Genomic DNA, 21,403 nt, shown 5'->3' with positions numbered 1-21,403 from the left:
CGGTTGCGGGCGACGCGCACGACATCGTCGCGGAACTCGCGGGGATAGGGCTTGGGCACGATGACATCCTTTCAGCCTGCCCGAGGGGCAAGCCAACTCGGTTGTCACCTATCCGTGCAGCAGTCCCAACATCCCTCCGCCCTCATCCTTGTCCACCGTGATGCCGTGTACCAGCAGCACTCCGAGAGCCGGATCGCTCGCGGCCTGGTGAACAGCGGCGTCCAGCCGGATGCCGTCCACGGAGATCAGATCGAAGCGTTCCACCGATCAGGCTCCCGTTCACTAAGTCCTCTGGGCGGACTCGACCTGGGTTGGAGCGGGTTGTCCAGGCCCTGTGGTCATGGCTTCACCTGACCGCATCCGGAAGACCTCACTACCAGCGCTGAACAACCTAATCCTCGCTGCCGAGTTCCGTGTATTTGACTGCTCGGCCGTAAGCCTGTGGGATCGGATAGCGTTCGGCGTTCTTCCGTAACTTCGCTTCAACTGCGGCAACGAGATCGATCTGCAGGACATCAGCAAGTCGCAGCAGATAGATGAAAACGTCGGCGACCTCCTCCTCGACGGGAGTGCGCCGCGTCGGGTCGCCGATGAGCGCCTGGCTCTGCTCGGCGGTGAGCCATTGGAAGAGCTCGGACAGCTCACCGACCTCCCCGGTCAGCGCCATGACGAGGTTCTTGGGGGTATGGAAACGTTCCCACGCTCGCTCCGCCGCGAACTCCGCAACCATGCGCTGGAGCCTGTCGATCGCCATGGGTTGGTTCTAGCAGGTAATGCCCAGCCGATCTACGCCACAGGCACGAATCTTCGATCAACGATCAGCAGGAATCCATCGCGGCGACGGGAGCTGGACGAGGTAACCCCGATCTGGACGGGTTCGCCTAGCAATCGCGCACGACGCGCTAGCATTCCGATGATCAACACGGGTCCGCCGAGCGAACGCGTCTCGGATATTGCGGCACTACAACAGGTTTCGAATGGTGGGGGTACTGTGACGCTTCGGTCGTTTCGCTCGACAGCTCCAGAAGTCGTAGCCTTGGCGCGCCGAGATGAGCTCGTGACGGCTATCGCCGAAGGAGCAGGCAAGAAAGGCAATCCAGGGGAGCGTCGTTCATGGGGGGCCAGTCTTCCCACACTTGCCAATCTCTTGATCAAAGCCAAACTGCGCGAGGTCGCCATGCTGATCGAGTGCTCCCTTCCGGGCTCGAGCCAACGCGCCGACGTCGTCCTTGCCGGCGTCCATCCGAAGACTGGCGACGACAACTACGTTGTGGTCGAGCTGAAGCAATGGAGCCATGCTGAGCTGGGTTGGGACAGCGATCTGATCGCGTGGTCACTGTATACGCGGGGCGATCACCTTCACCCAGTCGACCAGGTGCGGGGCTACTGCAGGTACCTCCAAAGAGACTTCGCCGTACTCCATGACCGCCCCGAGGCACTGCACGGTGTGGCCTTCTTGCACAACGCCAAAAAGGAGTCCGTCGAGCCACTGTTCCACCTCCGTCCCGATCAATTCGGACGCTTGTTCACCGACGACCAGCGCGACGAGTTCATCGAGTATCTACGCACTCAGCTCGCACCCACCTCTGGCAGCTCCGCCGCAGATCGATTGCTCACCAGCGCGGTCCGCCGAAGAGCGACGCTGCTGAATTCGACAACGGCAGATCTTCACACAGCTGGAGAGTGGCTGGTGGACAACCAAAAACTCGCCTTCGAGGCGGTGATGAGCCGAATCAGCCTCTCACACAGAAGCAAGCTCAAGACCGTCGTGCTCGTGACCGGCGGCCCTGGCAGCGGTAAGAGCATCATCGCGCTGTCGCTACTTCAACGCCTCCGTGCGGAGGGTCGTCGGGTGCGGTACGCGACAGGGTCGGAAGCCATCACCAAAACCATGCGGAGAATCTACGGCAAGCAGGAACCCGACCTGGAAAAGCAGATCACCTACTACAAGAGCCTGACCACTATGCAAACGGAGTGGTTGGATGTGGTGATCTGCGACGAAGCTCACCGCCTCCGACGGATTTCGACCGACCGATTCACCCAGAGCACGCTCCGGACGAAGCGCCCGCAGGTCGATGAACTGATAGAGGCCGCAAAGGTTCCGGTTTTCCTGCTCGATGAGAACCAAGTGGTCCGGCCGAACGAAGTCGGTACTATCGACCACATCAGAGACCATGCCGCCCGAGCAGGGCTGCCGGTCTTTCAGATCAACCTCGACGGTCAATTCCGCTGCGGTGGCAGTGCAGCCTACGACGAGTGGGTACTGAACCTGCTCGACCTGAGGGCGTTTGGACCGATGCGATGGAAAGACGACGACCATTTCATAGTCCGCGTCGCAAGCTCACCACGGCAGATGGAAGAATTCCTCCGCTCGAAAATCACTCCAACGGTCACTGCGAGGATCACCGCTGGCTACTGCTGGGAGTGGACTCCCGAACCGGATATCGACGGGACGCTGGTGCCCGACATCAAGATCGGCGACTGGTCCAAACCGTGGAACAAATATAAGGACACGATCGGCGGGCCGGATGACCCCCCTCCGAGTTGGCTGTGGGCGCATGACCCACGCGGTTTCGAACAGGTCGGTTGCATCTACACCGCACAGGGATTCGAGTTCGACTGGGCAGGTGTCATTCTCGGACCCGAGATCGTCGCAGAGGACGGGCACCTGGTGGTGCGACGGGATGCCAACAAGGACAAGCAGCTCAGAAGCAAGAAGCTCTTCGATGAGGATTTCGACATCCTCATTCGCAACACGTACAAGGTTTTGCTGACCCGCGGGATGCAAGGGGTGGTCATCTACGCTGTCGACCCGGCGACCCAGGAATTCATCTCTGGTCTGACCGATTCCCTCATATAGCCGACCACCGCTCGAAGCCTGACCGCATCCCATGCTGGAGCAACCAGGAACTGCCTCGAAACGAGCCCCGTATCCGACCGGTCATCCCCCCACCGACACCAGCAAACCACCCACCCACACGGGCGTCGATATCCAGCCCACCAGCGATCTTCAGGGTGTCGTGGAGCGTCAGATTTGCGCCGACACTCTGTCGGTACGGCACCGCGTGCTCGATATCGGGATTCAGCACTCGGATCACCAAGATTCTGCTCCGCGTCCATCAGGGCTTTCGCAGAGCGCCACCAGCCGCTTGGTACTCTCCGAGCATGGGCACGGTCGCCATTGAGGCCCTCAGAACTGCGCTGGAGCAGTCGTGGTCAGTGGATACAAGTGCAGCCTCGGGCTGGACGGAAGCCAACCGCGCAAAGGGGCAGTGCGCTGTCACCGCGTGTGTGGTCCAGGACTACCTCGGTGGCGAGATTCTCAATACGACTGCCACCCTGCCCAGCGGTGAAACAGTCTCGCACTATTTCAATCTCGTCGATGGCGGCATCGTAGACCTCACCCGGCAGCAGTTCCCGGATGCGACACAGTTTTCTAAGCCGGAACCGAGAATGAAAGGCTTCGCATCAACCCGCGAGTTCTGCCTGTCGTACGAGAGCACGAGACAAAGATATGCACTGTTGAATAAGCGAGTTGCTGGATATCTTCGCGAGAGGGACTAGCAGTATCAGTGGGCCGTCCACATCCCAAGGAAGTCCCTGGCCTCAGGAACCGATGAACACGGTCGCAGATCATCAGCGATCTCGTGAAGTGTTCTTTGAAGGCGGGTCGACGCAACCTTGGCGATGTCCTCAAAGTTATCGGTCAACACGACACAGCCTTCGGCAACGTCTGCGGCCCGAATGAAGTTCTGCGCCAAACGGATCTGCCAAGCAGTACGTTCACGGGGATAGACCGCAGTGCCATCGATGGCCGCCTGCAGATAGGTCGTTGCCGACTGGTGATTACCGAGGCGCATGAAGGCCAGTCCGGTCAAACCACTGAGCTGCGCTTCGGGCAGATGCGCCAGATACGCAGGATCTTGTCCCCTGGTCGAGTCGTACGCGCGGTGCGCCCGGCTCACTGCTGACTCCATCGCGGTGCGATCGCCAATCGCGCTGTGCGCTTCGGCCTCGCGGATGGCTGCCAGCGCCCGCAGTTTCGGGCCGCCTTGCTTCCTGGCTGCGAGCTGCGCGGCTTCAGCCAACTGGACCCCTTCTTTGGGCCGCGACCCCTCCCGGTATGACAGCAGGCAGGCATTGATCCAAGCGTGAGCAGCAGCGGTGCCATCACCCGCGGCCGTGGCGGCCTGAGCGGCATCGGCATAGTAGCGTCTGGCCTCACCCCAGCGACCGGCGTCGTAGTGGACCCAGCCTGCAGCAGTCATCATCTCGGCACCAGCGCCGGTCAGGACTTTGCCAACCTCGTCGCTGTAGCTACCCAGATCCAGCAACTGTTCGACGTATCGCACTTCGTTGGCGGCGACCTCACACAACCGGTCACCACCAGCTATCAGCTGCAGCTCGTGGATCTGGCTGACACTCTTGGTGATTCGCTCGACGTCCGTTTGGCCGACCCTGACTCCCGCGGAAACCGCCGGAGGGTTCGGCCGCCTGTCGGCCGCTGTGGCAGTACCGACTCCGACCGCCCCCGATTTGAAAAATTGGCGTCGGTTCACCTCCGCCTCCTCATCCGACTCCACCGCCAGTATGGCGAGCGGCACCTGCAGAGCTTTCGCCACACGGCGCAGAACGCGCACATCATAAACGGCCGGGCCGTCATGCTCTAGTTGCGAAACAGCGGGCTGCGTGAAGTGCAGGAGAGCGCCCAGTTCCGCCTGTGTCATACCGATGGACTTGCGTACCCGTCGGATCGTCTCACCGGTCGTCATGTGCATCGTCGGGCTCCCCGCTACATCATGTTGCGTTCATGGTAAATCGCGGATCGGGATTGACTGTCAAGCGTTTTCATGCCCGTACCGACTTTATACCGATTTCCGCATGTTTTAAAACGGCTCCCTATTTGGGCGGGAAATAGCCGGTTTTGCGGCCCTACGGTCAGCCCTGGTACCCGGCACCGGGCCGACGCCGAACCCCTCGTCCGGCGCACCGACCCGCCAGAGTGGCAGGCCGGTGGCGAAACGCCCCCGGTGCCGGGAACCTCCGATCGAGCCCGCCCAACCAGGAGATGCCAAAAACGATGTCTACCGCCAATTCCCTTGCCATGTACCAACTCATCGCCCTGTGCGACGCTGCGGCGCACGCCGTACCGATGGTGCCGTTCACTCCAGCCCAAGCCCACGATGTCGTTCAGATCCATGTCGCCTGCCGGGCCAAGAACTGCCCGCGGAAAGCATCCGCGCTCGACACGCTGGTCGAAGCCGGCCAGATAGTGCTGTCCACAAGTAAGCCGCGGTGATCGGCCGTGACCAGCACGCATGAGAACGACGCACGGCAGCATCGTCCCCCGAACGCCACAGACGACACTCCAAGTGAGACGCCCCCGACATGGGCACCGGTGACGGCGTTGCCGTCGAGTGAGGTATTGCTGGCGTTCTTCGCTGGGCTACGGCCACTGCAGGACAGCTACATCGTCCACGCGGCAGTCAATCTGGTGGCCTGCCAGCAACAATATCGACAGGCGCTGCTCACCCTGACCGGCAAGCAGATCGGCCATCAAGAACTGAAACAGGCTTCCTCGGACCTAGTTTCGGCGCGCGAGGCGATCGAGACCCTGATCGCCGTAATCGACGATACAGTCGACGACCGCCAACAACAGCAGGCAATCGCACCGCCCTCGGCCCCGCCACCAGTCCCGATCACCGGCGTGCCGGAGGGCACTCGGGTCATGGTCGTGCAGACCGAAAGCATCGGGGCGTTGGTTGCTCGGATGGCCGATCTCTGGGGATTGGTGCTCGCCGCCGTTGCGACCGATGAGGAGCCGCCCGAGGCAACCCGGTTGGCACAGCTGTGCGAGGGCTACGACTGCCTGGTAGCCGCGATCGAATCCGGCCAGCAACTCGTGCTGAGGCGGTGATCAGTGATGGCACCGCTTCGACCCGTCCGAGCACCACTTCCACCGCGTCGCATCCGCCACATTCACATCGAATCCGGTGCGCTGAACCTGGATTTCGCTGCCTCGGCCGAGCAAGCCGCCGACGTCGCCGCCGAACTGGCCAAGAGCTTTCCAGAGTTCACCGTCACAGTCGATAACGACGTAGCTGCCGACCTACCACCGCTGCCATGTGCGGCGCTGTGGGACTGATGTTTCTCACCCATCCTGCGCAACCGCCGCGCGGACCATCCACACTCAAATCTGAAGGGCCACTTCCTCATGCCACTGGACCGCCAGCCGTCGGGTCACCTCGCGTTGGGCACCTTCCCGAGCACGCCAGCCTCCTTTTCGCCGCCACCCGTCGAGGCCCAACCCGATCATCCGCTGCCCGATGCCGGACCCTTCCTGCGGGTCTTCGCCGGGGCAGAAGAACCGACGACGGTGATGCTGCGCTGCGCCCACCAGTACATCGGCATCCTGCGCGTGATCTACGACCATCGCCGGGATGTTCCCGATGTCGTCCACGAACAACTGTCCATCCTGACCTTCCTGATCGACCACGAAGCCGAAGGACACACGAAGAAGATCGCGGTCCAGCCCGTCGCTCCGCTCGGTCCCTCGTCGTACGGGGAAATGGTGCATTGGCTGGCCTGGAAATACCTGCTCTACACCCTGCGCCGAAACGATCCCGAGCACGGCGAACGTGATGCACACATGCTGTCCTGCCACATCAAGGCATTCGACCAGCTGGTCACCGATGTCAGGGCTGGAGGAGTTCGGCTGCCAGACAAAGCCACCGATGCTCTGCCGCCCAGACGCTGCGACTGGATGGCACCGAAGATGTGCACGGGCAACCCCCTACCGCGGCTAACGGCAGTGACACCGCCGCCAGCCACACAGAGCAGTGACGATGCCAGATCAACCACAACGCAAGGAGTTCGTCGCGGCGGACGGCACGTTGGCGGAGCGCTGGTGTCATGTCCATCTCATCGAGCTGACCGTCGCGCGGGCAGTGGAGCTGCAGCGCATCCACGCAACGCACCGGCCGGACGACTGCTTCGTACACCTCCAGGTCGCGGCGTTCCTGGTGCAAGCAAGCGATACCTGAGGTTCGCCCCACTTCCGCCGTGCATCTTCATCGCTTCCGCCGCACGGGGTTGCCCGCGCGATGCGCTCCCTTCCGCTTGCGCGCGCTTGCCCCTCACATCTGAAGCCGGTCCCACCTCATGTCAGATACACATCAACGCCGCAGCCGCCCCACCCCCAGAACCTCGGCCGATGGCGACCGCCACATCACCCTGCGAACGATGCGTCGACACCGCAGCAGATCCGCGAGCTAGGACAGGTTCTCGTGGACAGGCTCCGCGTGCATCTTCGTCACGGCTCCCAGCCCATTGGAACGGAAATCAATCCCAAGCCAACAACATTCGAGCATGGACTGCGTTAAGGCAGTCCTGAACGGAGCAGCGTATGACCTTTGACGACAAATTTCTGATCAAATATGCACAGCCCCAACGACTTACAGATTGCCCCCAATCATCAACCAGGTCAGCGAACCTTCGCGAGGCGGTCATCAGGACGCCACTGCCTTCCAACGACATGGTTCTGCAAGCATGCGCCGGGACTATGGCCATCGAGCGCACCACATCGAGCGAATGACAACGACGTGAGACACGGTCTAAAGCGCCCACCGAGGGCCGTCTCATACGTCCGGTGGAGCGAACCGAGCCAAGTCGGGACTGCCCGCGTGCTGATGCGCGTTCAGCTGACGTGTTCGCGGTGCACGCCGCTATCCGTGAGGTGATGCCCGATGGCGAGCCGAGGCGAAGCCATGCGGTGTGGCTTATGGGCAATCCCATCCAATCGAGTCGACGATTCCACAATCCATGGCATCGACGAAGTGCAAAATTCGCTCCCCCGAGGCGGGGAGATACGGCCGGTACTCTGCGACCGCGAGAACATAGGTCCATGCCCGCATCCGGTTCGGCGTCAGCAAAGGGTGCGTAGCCAGATCATCGAGCCGTTCATCAATTGTTCGAGGTCCGTCCTGGATCGCTACCCACAGCGCTGCCTCGGCGTTGACATCGCCGACTGCACCCAACGGGTCGATCGTGTACCACAGGTCTTGACCTTGCAAAATGTTCTTGGCCTGCAGATCCGCATGGAGTACGTGACGGCTTTCAGTGGTGATCAGGAGTTTGTCGAGTACTGCTTGTGCGTCGGCGAGATGTCGGTTGCCGTCGATCCGCTGGATCGCTTCCGCGTACCGGGGGTCATCGAAACGCTCTCTGGCCCAGCCCATTCGCATTTGGACTACGTCGGCGATGTCCTTCAGGGCAGGTGGTTCCGGCAGGTCCGGTGAGTTGAGGCGGCTGAGCAGTGTGGCGAAGCTCGTGGATTCAGCAGGATCGCCGCCCGGCCACGCCACGGTTCCGGGGATGATGCGGGTCATCAGGAAGACGCCGGTGTCGGCATCTCGGCGTAGAACCGATGGTGCGGCGTTGCCGACTGCCCAGCGGTCGATCATCTGCGTCTCGGTGTTGCCGGCTTCCAAGTCGACGGGGATCTTCAGCACAGCAGCTCGACCTGTGTCGACTTCAGTGCAGTACGCGCAACACGACATCGCGCCGTTGTCCGCGATGCTTTCCAGGTCCAGGCCCCATTGCTCGGCATACCGGGAGAGTTGGGCTGGGAGCGTACCGAGCCAGGCGCGGCCGTCGTCCTCGCCGCGGAGAAAGATGATGGCCGCTTCCAGCCGTTCGGGGATTGTCGGGACGTTCATCGAGACAGCACCTCCTGGATTCGGTTGGTGACACGATCGACATCGTTCTCGTCGTTGTAGATGTGCGTCGCGAGCCGCAGCAGGCATTCGCCGCCCGCACCGTGGCCGACCCACGCCCGGATCCCGGCGACCCGCAGCGCATCCTTAACCTGGGGTGCTGTCACTCCGTCGAGTATGAACGAACGAAGGCGAGGCGGCCTGAATTCCGTTGTGGCCGTGCGTCGGGCGCCAATGTCGACCATTGCCTGGTCGGCGGTGTCTGCCAACTGCTCGCAGTCGTCGAGTAGCCCGGCGTCTTGCCATTCGAGCCACTGCGCGACTGCGGTCTCCGTGCACAGGCGAGGGACCGGATCGAATGTTCCTGGCCAGGAGAATCGCTCGACGAGGTCCGGGGAGTCCCACGTCAGCGATACTTCCGCCGGCCGGATGTCGAGCTCTGGCGTGAGCCACAGAAGGCCGACGGGACGTAAGGTCGGAAACCACTTGTGGAGGGTTCCGAATACGGCGGCCGCACCCCATAGTTCGGGGAGCAGAGGAATGTGCCCCGGCACGTGCGCAGCGTCGACTATCAGTCGGCCGCCGCGCTGCTCAACCCACGCGCCGAGCGCCGGTGCGGGCATTCGAAACGCGGTCGACGATGTAATCGCGCTGATCTGCAAGTAGTCGACCAAGCCGGGGACCTGGTCGTCGAGGACAGCCAGCAGCGCAGCAGCCGATTCGAATGGCACCGGCACGGCCACGGACACCAGGCGTGCCCCGGCTTTGGCACACGCAATTTCCCATGCACGGCGGATCGACGAGTACTCGACATCGAGCACGACCACTGTGCTGTCCGCGTTGAGTGGAACTGACGCGACAATCGCTGCGGCGGCCGAAGTAGCGTTAGTGCACAGCGTCAATCGAGTGCTGTCCACACCGAGCATTTCGGCTACCGATATCGTCTGCGCGGCGAGACGGCGGGTCAGCTCCGAACCGAGGTGCAGGGTCGGGTCGGATTCGATCTGACGACGAAGCCGTTCTCCTTCAGCGATGACTCGCCGTGAGCTCAGTCCATAGGACGCGTGATTGAACTGGATAAGTTCAGAGCGCAGCGCGAAGTCCTCGACCGCTGCGGGTTTCACGGCAGCCCGGCCCGCAAGTGTGCCAGGCTGGGCACGTCGAACCGGAAGATCGCATCGGCAGCCTCCGCGTGATCGAGGGGCACTCCCAATTCGGCGACCGCGAAGGCGACGGGGTCCCATCCCGTCGGGCGGGCACCGAGCCGTTCGACCAGTCCGCGCAGGAGCTCGCGCGAGTCGACGAGCAAGAAGTCTTCATTCGCCGCGCGCAGCACCTCTTCGAGGAACTCAGCCGCCGCGACCGGACCCCACAGCCACTCGATTTCCGACAGCTGGCAGGCCAAAGTAGTCGAAACCCGCCCAGCGGCCGACGTTTGGCTGATATCGGTGAACACCGCGAAAGCGTTTGCGGCGTTGGGAAATTCGCCTCGTAAGCCGAGCACCCGGCTGAGGTCGCGGACGTGTGGCGGATTCTCGCTGGCCACTCCGGAGGTCTGAGACATCTCCCGTAGCTGAGCGAGGAGCTGAGCGGAGCGTTCGACCTCCATGCACGCCATCGTCTTCTTGCTGAGCCAATGGACTGCCTCGTATTCAGCGTAGGGGTGTCCGGCCGCGTGGGCGACGTCGATCGCCTTTTGCAGCCACTGCTCGGCCTCCATCGGCTGGCCGGCAGCCAAGTGTGCGAGCCCCCGGTGGCCGAAGGCTCGGGACTGCACTTCGGGTTCGGTAGACATCGCCGCTACTTGGTCGCACAGATCGACACACCGATCGAAATCCTGGACAGGCCCGCACAGCGCGACCTCCGCATAGAGATTCAGCGTCTCTGCCAACACTCGCCCAGGTTCCGGGAAGTCGATCGCCAGCTGGTCGAGCACCTCTACTGCCTGTATCCATCGGCAGGTCATGCGAAGGTTGCGCGCCCACAGCAGTCGAACACGCGCCACCTCGGCGAGCGCTACCGCCGCCGACTCAGCCAGCTCGAGTCCCGCCACGCACGCATCGACTCCGGCAACGTGGTCGCCTCCGGCGGAAAGGCATTCGGCCAAGAGAGCAAACGCGTCGAAATGTGGAGTGTTGTCAACCGCGATGCGCGCGAGGTCGCGGGCTTTCGAGACCGCGCCGAGCGCGAATTGGCGGCGGGCGGCTTGCAGCGCGAGCGCCCCTGCTTTTGGCCCGTTGGATGCTTCGACAGCCACCGCTGTCGCCCGCACGAACAGCTCATCGTCCCAGTGCTGTTCTGCCTCGATGATCTGGAGCAGTTTGGCGTGGTGACGACGCCAGCGGGGGCCATTGGCGGCGCCGCGTTCCCGCAGCACCTGCGCGAAGAGCGGGTGATGGATGCGGTAGCGGTCGTATTGATTTCGCTGCTCAGCGGGACGAACGAGGTCGTGTTCGTCGAAGAGGACGTGGAGCCGCTCGTACAGATCGTCGATGTCGAGCCGAGTGAGCTGAGCCAGATAGTCGACCTCGAAGCTGTAACCGATCAAGGCAGCGGTTTCGAGCAACCGCTGATCGTCAGAGCTCAAGTAGGACAGTCGGTCTTCGATTACTGCCGTGATCTGTCTCGGCGGGTAGTGGGCGCGGTGTCGATCGACTCGAGCCAAGGACTCAGCGAACAAGGGGTTGCCAGCGCTCAACCGGACGATCCGCGATACCACACTCGGTGGGGCGCTGGGTCCGACGACAGTGCGGCGCACCAACTCCTCAGTGTCCTGCGGCGAAAGACGAAGCAGATCGATGACCGGTGTCTCCGGACGATACCTGCACAATTTGAAGACTGTCCGCTGCAACGGATGTGTTTGGTCGGCGGACTTCAATTGATCGGATCGGTACGCGAGGACGAGGACCAGCGGACCCTGCACCCGCAACGCGATGGCCGTAAGGAGGTCGATGGTGGCGGTGTCGGCCCAGTGCAAGTCATCGAGCACCATCACCAGCGGTGTGTCACTGACGATGTCCTCGATGAGCCGAAGCAACTGGTCGAGTCGACTGTCGATCTCCGGGCGGTCGCCGCCGCTGGCCGCGTAGGACTGCCCGGTTCGGACACCGGCTGCCAGCACTTGCCCGACGACGGGTACCGACTCGATCCAATCCGGTGCGTTCTGCTTGAACGACTGCGTGATTCGCTGCCACCGGGAAGGGGATCCCGATCTTTGCGCCGATGCGGCCAACGATCGCAAGCACTCCCGCACAGCCTGGAACGAGTCCGAGGCCAGCGAGTTCAGCATCGCCTGCCCGTATCCAGTGAGTAAGTGGACAGAACTGTGCCGGTGGGCCGCCTCGTGAGCGAAAGTGGTCAGCAGGCTCGTCTTGCCGACCCCGGCCTCACCACGAAGAACGACAACCTGCGCCTCTCGACACTCGACCGAGCGATCGACGGCCTCCAACAGCATCGCCAACTCGTCGATTCTGTCCACCAGCGGCGCTTGAGCACCTGTCCCCGGCACAACATCCCCTCCTGACGATCCTCGCGCTACACACGTGGTTCCAGTCACGAATCATAGAGGTTCGTTCGCCGTGGCATCGGGAGATGTTGGGGTGCTGCAGGATTGGAGCGACGCGGTAGAAGAAATGCGGGTAGCGCGAACGGGTCGATGCAGTCATGTCGCGGACATGACTGGAAACCGATCTCACTCGCGCCAGAAGGTGACCGCCCGGCCACCGATGTCCACTGGCTGGTCAACATTCGGGACAACCTGCACAGCTGAGACCCCGACTGCCTCCGGCCACCGAGCGACGTTCACTTCCCGCCGCGCTGCGGCCAGTTGGCCGGGTCGACTCACCCTGGCAACAACGCATCCCAGCAGCCGGTAGATGGCATTTTCACTGACCTGAATGGGATCGGCTTGATCGACATCCAGTCCAACTTTGGCACCAGCCGACCGCACGATCGTCAGCCAGTCAGTCTCGACAGCCTTGCTCATGCGGGAACCAGCATGCGGTCGATCTGGACGTGCAGCTCCTCGACCTCTGTGATGCAGACCGTCGTCAGGATGGCCGCACCAGATGGCTTGCCGTGCCATCGACGACAGCACTTTGCCGCGAAGCTAGGTCGATGCCGATGACTTGGTCTTTCATGAGAGCGGATCACAGATTCGAACCTGCGGGGCCTTTCGATGCCCTGGTGCAGATGTGGAATTTGGTGTTTCATGGAGTGGGGAGAATCGCGGACAGGCTCAGAAATGAGTTACGCATGTATTCGCCCCTCCGTCGCGCGGCAATCTCTTTGCGCGAGAATAACAACCACTACGCAGGGCGTAGCCGACGATCGAATTCATCTCTGCAGCAGACTCATCCGATCCGGCCAGATGTAGGACTGCGCGACAGAATCGATGTCCTCCAGGGGCTCGGATGAACCCCGATGACGTGTGGCTGAGCACAGACGAATTGGCCGCACGCCTCAAGATTCCCACGAAGACGCTCGCGGTCTGGGCCTCCGCCGGGCGCGGCCCCAGATACGCACGGATCGGGCGATACCGAAGGTATCGGTTGAGCGACCTACTCGAATGGGAGCAGGACCAACTCGACAAGACTGGGCGGCCCCAGGCCGATGAGCCGACCGATCGGGCACAACACCCTCGACGTCGACCACCAACGAAGCAAGAACGAGGCCGTCAGCAGGACCACTGAGTACAGCCAGCAGTCATTCAGCTAATTTTCAGCAATCAATCGGGGCTTGTCCTGCGCCGCTGGGATGTAGCAGTTTGTGCGTTGGTTCAGCTATCAAACATCGGCAGGCTCGATCCCGCGCTCGATGGTTCACCATTCTTCGCAAACTCCTCGCGTCCTAAGGACCATCCGGTCCGATCGCGGTCATACCGCAGCCCAGCGACCACCCACAGGAAGGACAACTGTTGCCCAGACAATCGCTTCCGCTCGGCACCTACGGCCGGATCACCTCCAAGCGGCAGCCGAACGGAAGCTGGCGTGCAACTACGCGCTACCGAGACGACGATGGCATCACCCGCACCGTGCACAAGTTCGGAACCACCAAGGGCCGGGCCGAAGACACCCTGCGGGAATCGCTCACCCAGCGCACCGGAGCCCGGGGCCGACTGATCACCCGGGACACGAAGCTCACCGATCTGGCCGACCTGTGGCTGGCGGAAAAAGTTCTCCAAGAAGGCATTACCGAGCAGACGCTGGACCTGTACCGAATGGAGATCGAGGTTTCCATCGATTGCAGGGCGAGCAAAGGGACCGTCAAGATCAAATCAGCGCTCGGCGGCCTGCGGGTGTGGGAGGCCACCACCTCCCGCATCGATGCGCACTTGAAGCGGATTGTTCTCAACGGACACCGGGAGAAGGCGCGGCGGCAGCGGGTCATTCTGTCGGAGATGATGAGCATGGCCGTGCGCCACGACGCCATCGACCGTAATCCGGTCCGTGAGGTCGCAGACCTTCCCCACAAGCGTCAGAAACCGCGTGCGGCCGATCTCGAGACCCTCGCGGAGCTGCGAACCCAGCTTCAGGGGTGGGTGGACGGTAAGCAACTCGACGGCGCACCCGCCTACACATACGGTCCCAAACGCAATGCTCGAGTCTTGGACGTCGCCGACGTCGAACTCGGAACCGGTCCACGCCCCGGCGAAGCACTCGCCCTGCGCTGGTGCGATATCGACCTCGACAGCAAACCGGCACGGATCACCTTCTCCGGCACCATCATCCGCATCAAAGGCAAAGGCTTGATTCGCCAAGAATGGACCAAGACCGACTCCGGCTACCGGACAGTCGTCCTCCCCCAATTCGTCATCGACACCCTCCGCCGAGTCAAGGCCGAAGCAGTCGACAACGACCTGGACCTCGTCTTCCCCAACCGCGACGGCGGCATCTGGGATCCCCACAACTTCAACCGCCTGTGGCGCCAAGCCCGCGGCGAGCAGTTCGCCTGGGTCACCCCCAAGACCTTCCGCAAGACCGTCGCATCCCTCATCGCCGACCAGTACGGCCCCCAGGCCGCAGCCCGGCAACTCGGCCACGCCAACGACTCCGTCACCAAACGCCACTACATCGACCAACCCACCGAAGCACCCGACTTCACCGCGGCCTTGGGCCACCTCGCAGGCTGAAAGCGTGTCGTTTCCGTGTCGTTCTACCCCAAAAACGACTAAAACCAGGGTCGAACGGTAACGTTCGCCCTGGTCAAAGCTCCCCCATCTGGACTCGAACCAGAAACCTGCCGATTAACAGTCGGCTGCTCTGCCAATTGAGCTATAGGGGACTATCCTTGGCTCGTCCGTGTCGGGCGCGCCGAGGAGAAACTTTAGCGTATTGCCGCGCGGCTTCCCAAATCGTGTCACTACCTGCGGACATGCGTCCAGTTCAGCGTGTCCGGGCGGGTCGTGGGGTGCGGGCTATCCGGATCGACAGGCGGATGGGGCGTCGGGCAGGATAGGTGGGCGCGGACAGGCTATTGGGAGGAGCTCCAGGAGATGCTGCGGTTGATCATCGGCGTCGCGGCCGGCTATGTGCTCGGCACCAAGGCCGGGCGGGTTCGCTACGAGCAGATCAGTGCGGCGACCCGCGCTGTGACCGAAAGTCCGGTGACTCGCAAGCTCGTGCTCGTCGGCAGGCAGAAGCTGTCGGACAAGTTGAGCACCCGGCCGCAACTGGAGCCGATGGTGCCGCTCGATGAGCGGACGACCATTCTGGTTCCGCAGGATCAGTTGCGGCGCTGAGCAAGTCGGGCAAGGTGTAAACGGGCGGGCCGACCGAGGCAAGGACGCGGTCGGCTACCCCGCTCAGCTCGGCACGAAGTCGTCGTGGTTGCCCATGGCCTGCTCCAGCAGGCTCTTGCGGTACTGCTCCAGCGCGACGAGGTCGCCGAACAGCGCCATGTACGCCTCCGGTTCCTCGGTCGAGGACACCCGCTGCAGTTTCGATTTCAGCTCGGCGGTCTGACGACCGACCCACGCCTCCTGGGTGCGCGCCAGCACACCCGCGATGAATCGGGGGATGCCATTGGCGGTCTTCACCGGCAGTGGTTCACCCGACAGCTCGGACACCAGGGCACGCATGGTCAGGTCGTCGGTGCCGTCACAGACCGCGTTCACCCATTCCGCACCGCCCAGCCCGGCCGCCGTGCCGCCTGCCTTGGCGATCAGCGCGCGCACCGCCGCGTAGGCGGGGTGGGTGAAGGCTTCGGGTTCGAGCGAGTCGAAGACGGCACCGGCCATCGCGGGATATTGCAGGGCCGCGCCGAGCGTCTGACGCTGCGGCAGCAAGGTGGGATCGTTCGGGTTCGGGCGCGCGGCGGGGTGCTCGGCGACGGTGGCGCTCGATTGCGCGGCAGCGCGGCTCGGTATTCCGGTGCGGCCCTCACCATTTCGGTTCCGCTTGGCTTCCTCGCCCACTCGGCGCACAACGGTCTGGATATCGTCCCAGCCGACCCAGCCCGCCAGCTTCGTCGCATATGCCTTGCGCAGTGCGTTGTCCTTGATCTGCGCGACCACCGGCACCGCGCGCCGCAACGACTCCACCTGCCCCTCGGCGGTGTCGAGGTTGTGCTCGGCGAGCAGGCCGCGCACCACGAACTCGTACAGCGGGGTTCGCCGGGCCACCAGATCGCGGACGGCGCCGTCGCCGGAGTGCTGCCGCAACTCGCACGGATCCTGGCCGTCGGGTGCGATGGCGATGTAGGTCTGTCCGGCGATTTTCTGGTCGCCCGCAAAGGCTTTCAGCGCCGCGGCCTGGCCTGCCGCATCGCCGTCGAAGGTGTAGATGATCTCGCCGCGCCAGAAGTTGTCGTCCATCAGCAGGCGGCGCAGCAGCGCGAGGTGCTCGTCGCCGAAGGCGGTGCCGCAGGAGGCGACGGCGGTCTTCACGCCGGCAAGGTGCATGGCCATCACGTCGGTGTAGCCCTCGACCACGACGGCCTGGTGACCCTTGGCGATCTCACGCTTGGCCAGGTCGAGACCGAAGAGCACCTGAGACTTCTTGTACAGCAACGTTTCCGGCGTGTTGATGTATTTGCCGGGCATGGTGTCGTCGTCGAAGAGTTTGCGCGCGCCGAAACCGATGACGTCGCCGCCGAGATTGCGGATCGGCCACAGCAACCGCCGATGGAAGCGGTCGATCGGGCCGCGCTGCCCCTGGCGCGACAGCCCGGCGGCCTCGAGCTCCTTGAAGTCGAAGCCCTTGCGGAGCAGATGCTTGGTGAGCACATCCCAGCCAGCGGGCGCGTATCCGCAGCCGAACTGCTGGGCGGCATTGGCGTCGAAGTTGCGGTCGGTGAGGTATTTGCGGGCCGTCTCGGCCTCGGGCTCGCGCAGCTTGGCCATGTAGAACTCGTGCGCGGCCGCGTTGGCAGCGACCAAACGGGAGCGGGTGCCGCGATCACGCTGCACCGAGGTACCGCCACCCTCGTAGTTGATCTGGTAGCCGATCCGGTCGGCCATCTGCTCGACCGCTTCGACGAAGCCGATGTGCTCGATCTTCTGCAGGAACGCGAAGACGTCGCCGCCCTCGCCGCAGCCGAAACAGTGGAAAAGCCCGTGGTTGGGCCGCACATGGAACGACGGCGACTTCTCGTCATGGAACGGGCACAACCCCTTCGCGGAGTCCGCGCCCGCTCGCTTCAGCGCGACGTACTCCCCCACGACATCCTCGATCCGAACGCGTTCACGTATCGCCGCGATATCGCGATCTGGAAGTCGTCCGGCCACGGAGCGAGTCTAGGCCAGTCCGGCCTCGACGCGCTCAGCGGCTGGTCATGCCATATTCGGTCGGCGAAGTCGACACACTCGGCGCGATGAAGATCGACGCTGCCCCCTGCGCAGCATGCGGATGGGCGTCTGCGTCGGGTCCCGGTCAGTGTGATCTGCCAGACGCCGACAACATCACCGCGACCCGCTCCAGCCTGCTCTCGGTATAGGACGCGATCTGGTCGACGATGACGCGGACTCGGGCGGTGTCGTCGGCGGCGGCTTCCCACCAGGGCAGCAGGAGTGGGTCGAGGTGGGTGGGGGCGGCGGCCAGGAGGCGGGTGGCGACGTCGAGGATGAGGTCGCGCTGGGCCGCTTGGCGTTGTTTGTGGTCGGGGTCGGACATGACGTAGCGCAGGGCGATGGTTTTGAGCATCGCCACTTCGGCAGCGACGATGCGCGGGATTTCCAGGTCGGCGGCGTAGCGGGACAGCGGGTCCGTGCCTGCGACCTCGCGGGTCGCGATGATGGCCGCGGTGGCGAAGCGGCCGACCAGCTCGCTGGTCAAACGCTTCAGCGCCACCGAGCTGGTGAGGGTGCCGTCGTAGTCGGTAACGGCGGCGACGACCGGCAACTCCGACAGCCGTTGGGCGGCGGCGACGAGTTCCTCCACCGACGACGCGGGGTGCTGGGCGTGGCCGAGGCGGGCAAGCGCTGCCTGCTCGGTCGGGTCAGCGAGGGCGAGCAGTTCGATCCGGCCTGCGATGACGCCGTCTTCGACGTCGTGCACCGAGTAGGCGACGTCGTCGGACCAGTCCATGATCTGGCATTCGAGACTCTTGGTGCGATCGGGCGCACCCTTACGGACCCATTCGAGGCGATCGGCGTCGATGTCGTAGGCACCGAACTTGGTACTGGGTCCCGGTCTCTCCCATGGATATTTGATGGCGGCGTCGAGGGCGGCGCGGGTCAGGTTGAGGCCTGCGCTGACGCCGTCGGCATCGAGCACCTTGGGTTCCAGCCGGGTGAGGATGCGTAGGTTCTGGGCATTGCCCTCGAATCCGCCGTAGGCGTCAGCGAAGGTGTCGAGTGCCTGCTCGCCGTTGTGACCGTAGGGCGGGTGGCCGATGTCGTGCGCAAGGCCGGCCAGGTCGACGAGGTCGGGGTCACAGCCGAGGCCGTCGGCGATACTGCGGCCGATCTGGGCGACTTCGATCGAGTGGGTCAGCCGCGTGCGTGGGGTGTCGCCGTCGCGTGGACCCATGACCTGGGTTTTGTCGGCGAGTCTTCGCAGTGCCGCGGAATGCAGCACTCTGGCACGGTCACGCGCGAATTCGGTGCGGTGCCCGGTTTCGAATTCGCTGCGCGGCGGACCGAGTCCGGCCGTTTTGGTTCCCTCGACGACCAGGCGCTCCCTGTCGTGCTCGGTGTAGCCGTCGCTCATCGAATTTCACTGCCCTGCTGTGTATTTGAAGTCCGCCGAGAAATGGGTGAGCTGGTACCAGAGCAATGCGCCGGTCTCGCGCAGGATGCCGTGGGCTTGCGATTCCCTGGTGTATACCGCAGGTCCGGTGCGGGTCGGGGCGGTCCATGCCTTCAAACCGGCGTCGCGCGCCATGGTTCGGGTGCGCAGCGAATGCCACGGATCGCTGACCAGCACCGCGGCGGACAGCTCACGGGCGTCCATTTCGGACGCGACCGCTTCGATACTGCGCAAGGTGTCCGATCCGGTCTCCACCGCGAGGATGTTGTCGGCCGGTATCCCCCTGGCCTCCAGATAGTTCTTGCCCGACGCTGCCTCGGTGTACAGATCACCATCCTGCTTGCCGCCGACGGTGATCACGCGGGGCGCGACACCGGCCTTGAACAGGTTGTAGGCCCGGTCCAGCCGCGCCTCGAACACCGTCGAGGGTGTTCCGGAGTACTGCGCGGCCCCGAGCACCACGATCGCGTCGGCCTTCGCGTAATCGTCGATGCGGGCGACCTGCCACACCCGAAAGGCAGTCCCGCCCACCAGTACCGACCCCATGAGCAGTGCGCCGACAACGAGCCGTCGCGCCCACCGCAGTAGCCCGGCGCCACAGCCACGCTGCTTGCCGGGTTCCATCGCGATGCGCTGGGGAGCCATGGTCACCCCACCCAGTTTGCCAGGTCACCTGCGGTGTCGATGCGCCTCGGGTTACCGCTGGATATCGACGGCGCGATCGCTCCACGCGACCCGATACCTACCTATAGGTAAGTACCAGACCAAATAGTAGGTACTTGCCGCTGCGACGGTATGTGCAGAGAATTGGTTCCGGCGCGCCACACCGAAGTTCTTCCGCTCGACCGAACCGGCTCCACGGACGGCAGAGCGATTCGACAACACTGAGGAGTGGACAGGATGGCGGAATCTCCGCGCACAACGGTGACGGTGCTCGGGCTCGGCGCGATGGGCCAGGCGCTGGCCGCGGCCCTCGTACGAGGCGGACACCAGACGACGGTCTGGAATCGCAGCCCGGGCAAAGATACCGAACTCGTTGCGGCAGGGGCGAAGAGCGCGACGACCGTCGCCGAGGCAGTCGCGGCGGGCGACCTCGTCGTCGCCTGCCTGTTCGACCATCAATCCGTGCACGACGTGCTGGACGCGGTGGCCGATCAGCTGGCCGGGCGGTCGCTGGTGAACCTGACGAGCACCCAACCGCAGGGCGCGCGCGAGCTCGCCGAATGGGCGCAGCGGCACGGCATCGACTATCTGGACGGTGGCATCATCGCCACGCCCCCGATGATCGGACAGCCGGGGTCCTCGATCCTCTACAGCGGATCGCAGCAAATCTTCGACGATCACCGCGAGGTATGGGAGCTGTTCGGCTCGGCCGAATACTTCGGCACCGACGCGGGCAGCGCGTCGGTGGTCGATTTCGCGCTGCTGGCCGGGATGTACGCCATGTTCGCGGGCTTCCATCACGGCGCGGCGATGGTGCGGACGGTAGGAATCTCCGCGGCGGACTTCGGGCAGCGGTCCGCGGGGTGGCTGGCGGCGATGACCGCGTCGCTACCCCGGGCCGGGGCCCAGATCGACACCGGCGACTACACCACGGTGTTCCAATCGCTCGACTTCACCAAGGCCGCGATCGACGCGATCGTATCGGCCAGCCGCGACGCGGGCGTCGACCTCGACATCGTCGGCCCGCTCAAGAACCTCGTCGACCGCCAGGTCGCCGACGGCTATGGGGCCGAAAGCACCGAGCGGATGTTCGAAAGCCTCAACCCGCCGCCGGTAGGCAAGCCGCGCGCGTAGACAGGGCGGCTACCAACCTCTTTCGCGCCACTCGGCCAGGTGCGGACGCTCGGCGCCGAGGGTGGTGTCGTCGCCGTGACCCGGATAGACGATTGCGTCGTCCGGGTACCGGTCGAAGATCTTCTGGGTGACGTCCGCGTACAGCGACGCGAATTCTTTCGGTCCTGCCGTCTTCCCTACCCCACCCGGAAAGAGCGAATCACCAGTGAACAGGTGCGCGACACCGCTGTCGTCGATGAGAGCCAGCGCAACAGAGCCCGGAGTGTGGCCCCGGAGGTGGATTGCTTCGAAACTCAGGTCGCCGATGTCGATGAGGTCGCCGTCGTCCAGCAAGCGGTCGGGGCGAATCGGCAGGGCATCGGCGTCGAGGCGGTGGGCGGCTGTGGGAGCGCCGGTGGCGGCCGCGATGTCCTTCAGCGCCCACCAGTGGTCGCGGTGCAGGTGGGTGGTGACGATCAGGGCTATTCGACCGGGCGTTTCCTGCGTGATCAGCGCCTCGATGCGGTCGGGTTCGTTGGCGGCGTCGATGAGCAGTGCGGCTCCGGTGGCGGTGCACTGCACGAGATAACAGTTGTTGTCCATGCCGCCGACGGACATTTTGACGATTCGGCCACCGGGAATATCGCGCTGCTGCGGATTCGACCCCGGGGACATATGGCCGGTGTACGGGAGATCGATCGTGATCACCCCTCGATCGTATCCAGG

22 protein-coding genes and 1 tRNA gene are annotated in these 21,403 nt (G+C 63.7%); 10 read left to right on the top strand and 13 right to left on the bottom strand.

Annotation, left to right across the window (positions count from 1 at the left end; all coding sequences use genetic code 11):
• Positions 1-108: 108 nt before the first annotated feature.
• Positions 109-264 (bottom strand): hypothetical protein, encoded by a 156-nt coding sequence (locus ACLMAL_RS15590; protein WP_411999701.1) that lies wholly within the window; start codon positions 262-264, stop codon positions 109-111.
• 127 nt (positions 265-391) lie between these two features.
• On the bottom strand, positions 392-754 hold the full coding sequence (locus ACLMAL_RS15585) for a nucleotide pyrophosphohydrolase (protein WP_411999700.1): 363 nt from the start codon (positions 752-754) through the stop codon (positions 392-394).
• A 159-nt stretch (positions 755-913) separates the two neighbouring features.
• On the opposite strand from ACLMAL_RS15585, the gene ACLMAL_RS15580 reads away from it, so the two are divergent.
• Positions 914-2,860 carry a DNA/RNA helicase domain-containing protein gene (locus ACLMAL_RS15580; RefSeq protein WP_411999699.1) on the top strand — a complete coding sequence of 649 codons (1,947 nt, stop codon included), beginning with the start codon at positions 914-916 and terminating at the stop codon, positions 2,858-2,860.
• Between the two features lie 305 nt (positions 2,861-3,165).
• The gene (locus tag ACLMAL_RS15575; protein ID WP_411999698.1) at positions 3,166-3,564 is read left to right on the top strand and encodes a hypothetical protein; all 399 of its coding nucleotides are present in this window, start codon (positions 3,166-3,168) and stop codon (positions 3,562-3,564) included.
• Between the two features lie 5 nt (positions 3,565-3,569).
• Here ACLMAL_RS15575 and ACLMAL_RS15570 read toward each other — a convergent pair whose 3' ends face one another.
• Positions 3,570-4,778: a helix-turn-helix domain-containing protein gene (locus ACLMAL_RS15570; RefSeq protein ID WP_411999697.1), complete on the bottom strand. Its 1,209-nt coding sequence runs from the start codon at positions 4,776-4,778 to the stop codon at positions 3,570-3,572.
• 302 nt (positions 4,779-5,080) lie between these two features.
• Between ACLMAL_RS15570 and ACLMAL_RS15565 the strand changes: the two genes are divergently transcribed.
• The 3 genes from ACLMAL_RS15565 to ACLMAL_RS15555 are packed head-to-tail and all read left to right on the top strand — an operon-like array spanning position 5,081 to position 6,145.
• Positions 5,081-5,299: a hypothetical protein gene (locus ACLMAL_RS15565; protein WP_411999696.1), complete on the top strand. Its 219-nt coding sequence runs from the start codon at positions 5,081-5,083 to the stop codon at positions 5,297-5,299.
• Between the two features lie 6 nt (positions 5,300-5,305).
• Entirely contained in the window at positions 5,306-5,917 is a 612-nt protein-coding gene (locus ACLMAL_RS15560) for a hypothetical protein (protein ID WP_411999695.1), read from the top strand.
• A gap of 6 nt (positions 5,918-5,923) precedes the next feature.
• Complete coding sequence (locus ACLMAL_RS15555; protein ID WP_411999694.1) at positions 5,924-6,145, top strand: hypothetical protein; 222 nt, start codon at positions 5,924-5,926, stop codon at positions 6,143-6,145.
• Positions 6,146-6,190: 45 nt separating this feature from the next.
• On the opposite strand, the gene ACLMAL_RS15550 is transcribed toward ACLMAL_RS15555, so the two are convergent.
• The gene (locus tag ACLMAL_RS15550; RefSeq protein ID WP_411999693.1) at positions 6,191-6,649 is read right to left on the bottom strand and encodes a hypothetical protein; all 459 of its coding nucleotides are present in this window, start codon (positions 6,647-6,649) and stop codon (positions 6,191-6,193) included.
• Positions 6,650-6,845: 196 nt separating this feature from the next.
• Between ACLMAL_RS15550 and ACLMAL_RS15545 the strand changes: the two genes are divergently transcribed.
• Positions 6,846-7,043, top strand: coding sequence for a hypothetical protein (locus ACLMAL_RS15545; RefSeq protein WP_411999692.1), 198 nt, complete (start codon positions 6,846-6,848; stop codon positions 7,041-7,043).
• Between the two features lie 735 nt (positions 7,044-7,778).
• On the opposite strand, the gene ACLMAL_RS15540 is transcribed toward ACLMAL_RS15545, so the two are convergent.
• The 4 genes from ACLMAL_RS15540 to ACLMAL_RS15525 all read right to left on the bottom strand — a co-directional run bounded on the left by ACLMAL_RS15540 (position 7,779) and on the right by ACLMAL_RS15525 (position 12,699).
• Positions 7,779-8,717 (bottom strand): aminoglycoside phosphotransferase family protein, encoded by a 939-nt coding sequence (locus ACLMAL_RS15540; RefSeq protein ID WP_411999691.1) that lies wholly within the window; start codon positions 8,715-8,717, stop codon positions 7,779-7,781.
• The gene (locus ACLMAL_RS15535; RefSeq protein WP_411999690.1) at positions 8,714-9,838 is read right to left on the bottom strand and encodes an aminotransferase class V-fold PLP-dependent enzyme; all 1,125 of its coding nucleotides are present in this window, start codon (positions 9,836-9,838) and stop codon (positions 8,714-8,716) included. Before ACLMAL_RS15535 ends, ACLMAL_RS15540 begins: the two co-directional genes overlap by 4 nt.
• Positions 9,835-12,192, bottom strand: a complete 2,358-nt coding sequence (locus ACLMAL_RS15530; protein ID WP_411999689.1) for an ATP-binding protein — start codon at positions 12,190-12,192, stop codon at positions 9,835-9,837. Before ACLMAL_RS15530 ends, ACLMAL_RS15535 begins: the two co-directional genes overlap by 4 nt.
• Positions 12,193-12,405: 213 nt before the next feature.
• Positions 12,406-12,699, bottom strand: coding sequence for a hypothetical protein (locus tag ACLMAL_RS15525; protein ID WP_411999688.1), 294 nt, complete (start codon positions 12,697-12,699; stop codon positions 12,406-12,408).
• 427 nt (positions 12,700-13,126) lie between these two features.
• Here ACLMAL_RS15525 and ACLMAL_RS15520 point away from each other — a divergent pair, with 427 nt between their 5' ends.
• Both ACLMAL_RS15520 and ACLMAL_RS15515 read left to right on the top strand, forming a co-directional pair.
• Positions 13,127-13,405, top strand: a complete 279-nt coding sequence (locus tag ACLMAL_RS15520; RefSeq protein ID WP_411999687.1) for a helix-turn-helix domain-containing protein — start codon at positions 13,127-13,129, stop codon at positions 13,403-13,405.
• A 224-nt stretch (positions 13,406-13,629) separates the two neighbouring features.
• A complete protein-coding gene (locus ACLMAL_RS15515; RefSeq protein WP_411999686.1) occupies positions 13,630-14,844 on the top strand; it encodes a tyrosine-type recombinase/integrase in 1,215 nt (404 codons plus the stop codon).
• A 79-nt stretch (positions 14,845-14,923) separates the two neighbouring features.
• On the opposite strand, the gene ACLMAL_RS15510 is transcribed toward ACLMAL_RS15515, so the two are convergent.
• Positions 14,924-14,996: transfer RNA gene (locus ACLMAL_RS15510), tRNA-Asn, on the bottom strand.
• Positions 14,997-15,207: 211 nt separating this feature from the next.
• Between ACLMAL_RS15510 and ACLMAL_RS15505 the strand changes: the two genes are divergently transcribed.
• Positions 15,208-15,453 (top strand): hypothetical protein, encoded by a 246-nt coding sequence (locus tag ACLMAL_RS15505; protein ID WP_328410730.1) that lies wholly within the window; start codon positions 15,208-15,210, stop codon positions 15,451-15,453.
• 63 nt (positions 15,454-15,516) lie between these two features.
• Here the strand turns inward: ACLMAL_RS15505 and dnaG are convergent, their stop codons facing one another.
• The 3 genes from dnaG to ACLMAL_RS15490 form a co-directional block, all read right to left on the bottom strand.
• Positions 15,517-17,439: a DNA primase gene (gene dnaG, locus ACLMAL_RS15500; RefSeq protein WP_328410728.1), complete on the bottom strand. Its 1,923-nt coding sequence runs from the start codon at positions 17,437-17,439 to the stop codon at positions 15,517-15,519.
• Between the two features lie 145 nt (positions 17,440-17,584).
• Positions 17,585-18,862, bottom strand: coding sequence for a deoxyguanosinetriphosphate triphosphohydrolase (locus tag ACLMAL_RS15495; RefSeq protein ID WP_411999685.1), 1,278 nt, complete (start codon positions 18,860-18,862; stop codon positions 17,585-17,587).
• Between the two features lie 6 nt (positions 18,863-18,868).
• Entirely contained in the window at positions 18,869-19,546 is a 678-nt protein-coding gene (locus ACLMAL_RS15490; RefSeq protein ID WP_411999720.1) for a YdcF family protein, read from the bottom strand.
• 255 nt (positions 19,547-19,801) lie between these two features.
• On the opposite strand from ACLMAL_RS15490, the gene ACLMAL_RS15485 reads away from it, so the two are divergent.
• Positions 19,802-20,698: an NAD(P)-dependent oxidoreductase gene (locus ACLMAL_RS15485; RefSeq protein WP_411999684.1), complete on the top strand. Its 897-nt coding sequence runs from the start codon at positions 19,802-19,804 to the stop codon at positions 20,696-20,698.
• A gap of 9 nt (positions 20,699-20,707) precedes the next feature.
• On the opposite strand, the gene ACLMAL_RS15480 is transcribed toward ACLMAL_RS15485, so the two are convergent.
• On the bottom strand, positions 20,708-21,352 hold the full coding sequence (locus tag ACLMAL_RS15480) for an MBL fold metallo-hydrolase (RefSeq protein ID WP_411999719.1): 645 nt from the start codon (positions 21,350-21,352) through the stop codon (positions 20,708-20,710).
• Positions 21,353-21,403: the final 51 nt, after the last annotated feature.

Source organism: Nocardia sp. CWNU-33 (assembly GCF_046764895.1).
Lineage (GTDB): Bacteria > Actinomycetota > Actinomycetes > Mycobacteriales > Mycobacteriaceae > Nocardia.
The sequence above is the reverse complement of the archived record's forward strand: the minus strand, read 5'-3'. Positions and strand labels throughout refer to the sequence as shown.

Bases quoted from the DNA above. Each gene is read 5' to 3' on its own strand.
- ACLMAL_RS15585 (WP_411999700.1), bottom strand. From the start codon at position 754: ATGGCGATCGACAGGCTCCAGCGCATGGTTGCGGAGTTCGCGGCGGAG.
- ACLMAL_RS15580 (WP_411999699.1), top strand. From the start codon at position 914: ATGATCAACACGGGTCCGCCGAGCGAACGCGTCTCGGATATTGCGGCA.
- ACLMAL_RS15575 (WP_411999698.1), top strand. From the start codon at position 3,166: ATGGGCACGGTCGCCATTGAGGCCCTCAGAACTGCGCTGGAGCAGTCG.
- ACLMAL_RS15570 (WP_411999697.1), bottom strand. From the start codon at position 4,778: ATGCACATGACGACCGGTGAGACGATCCGACGGGTACGCAAGTCCATC.
- ACLMAL_RS15565 (WP_411999696.1), top strand. From the start codon at position 5,081: ATGTCTACCGCCAATTCCCTTGCCATGTACCAACTCATCGCCCTGTGC.
- ACLMAL_RS15555 (WP_411999694.1), top strand. From the start codon at position 5,924: ATGGCACCGCTTCGACCCGTCCGAGCACCACTTCCACCGCGTCGCATC.
- ACLMAL_RS15545 (WP_411999692.1), top strand. From the start codon at position 6,846: ATGCCAGATCAACCACAACGCAAGGAGTTCGTCGCGGCGGACGGCACG.
- ACLMAL_RS15540 (WP_411999691.1), bottom strand. From the start codon at position 8,717: ATGAACGTCCCGACAATCCCCGAACGGCTGGAAGCGGCCATCATCTTT.
- ACLMAL_RS15525 (WP_411999688.1), bottom strand. From the start codon at position 12,699: ATGAGCAAGGCTGTCGAGACTGACTGGCTGACGATCGTGCGGTCGGCT.
- ACLMAL_RS15520 (WP_411999687.1), top strand. From the start codon at position 13,127: ATGAACCCCGATGACGTGTGGCTGAGCACAGACGAATTGGCCGCACGC.
- ACLMAL_RS15505 (WP_328410730.1), top strand. From the start codon at position 15,208: ATGCTGCGGTTGATCATCGGCGTCGCGGCCGGCTATGTGCTCGGCACC.
- ACLMAL_RS15495 (WP_411999685.1), bottom strand. From the start codon at position 18,862: ATGAGCGACGGCTACACCGAGCACGACAGGGAGCGCCTGGTCGTCGAG.
- ACLMAL_RS15490 (WP_411999720.1), bottom strand. From the start codon at position 19,546: ATGGCTCCCCAGCGCATCGCGATGGAACCCGGCAAGCAGCGTGGCTGT.
- ACLMAL_RS15485 (WP_411999684.1), top strand. From the start codon at position 19,802: ATGGCGGAATCTCCGCGCACAACGGTGACGGTGCTCGGGCTCGGCGCG.
- ACLMAL_RS15480 (WP_411999719.1), bottom strand. From the start codon at position 21,352: ATGTCCCCGGGGTCGAATCCGCAGCAGCGCGATATTCCCGGTGGCCGA.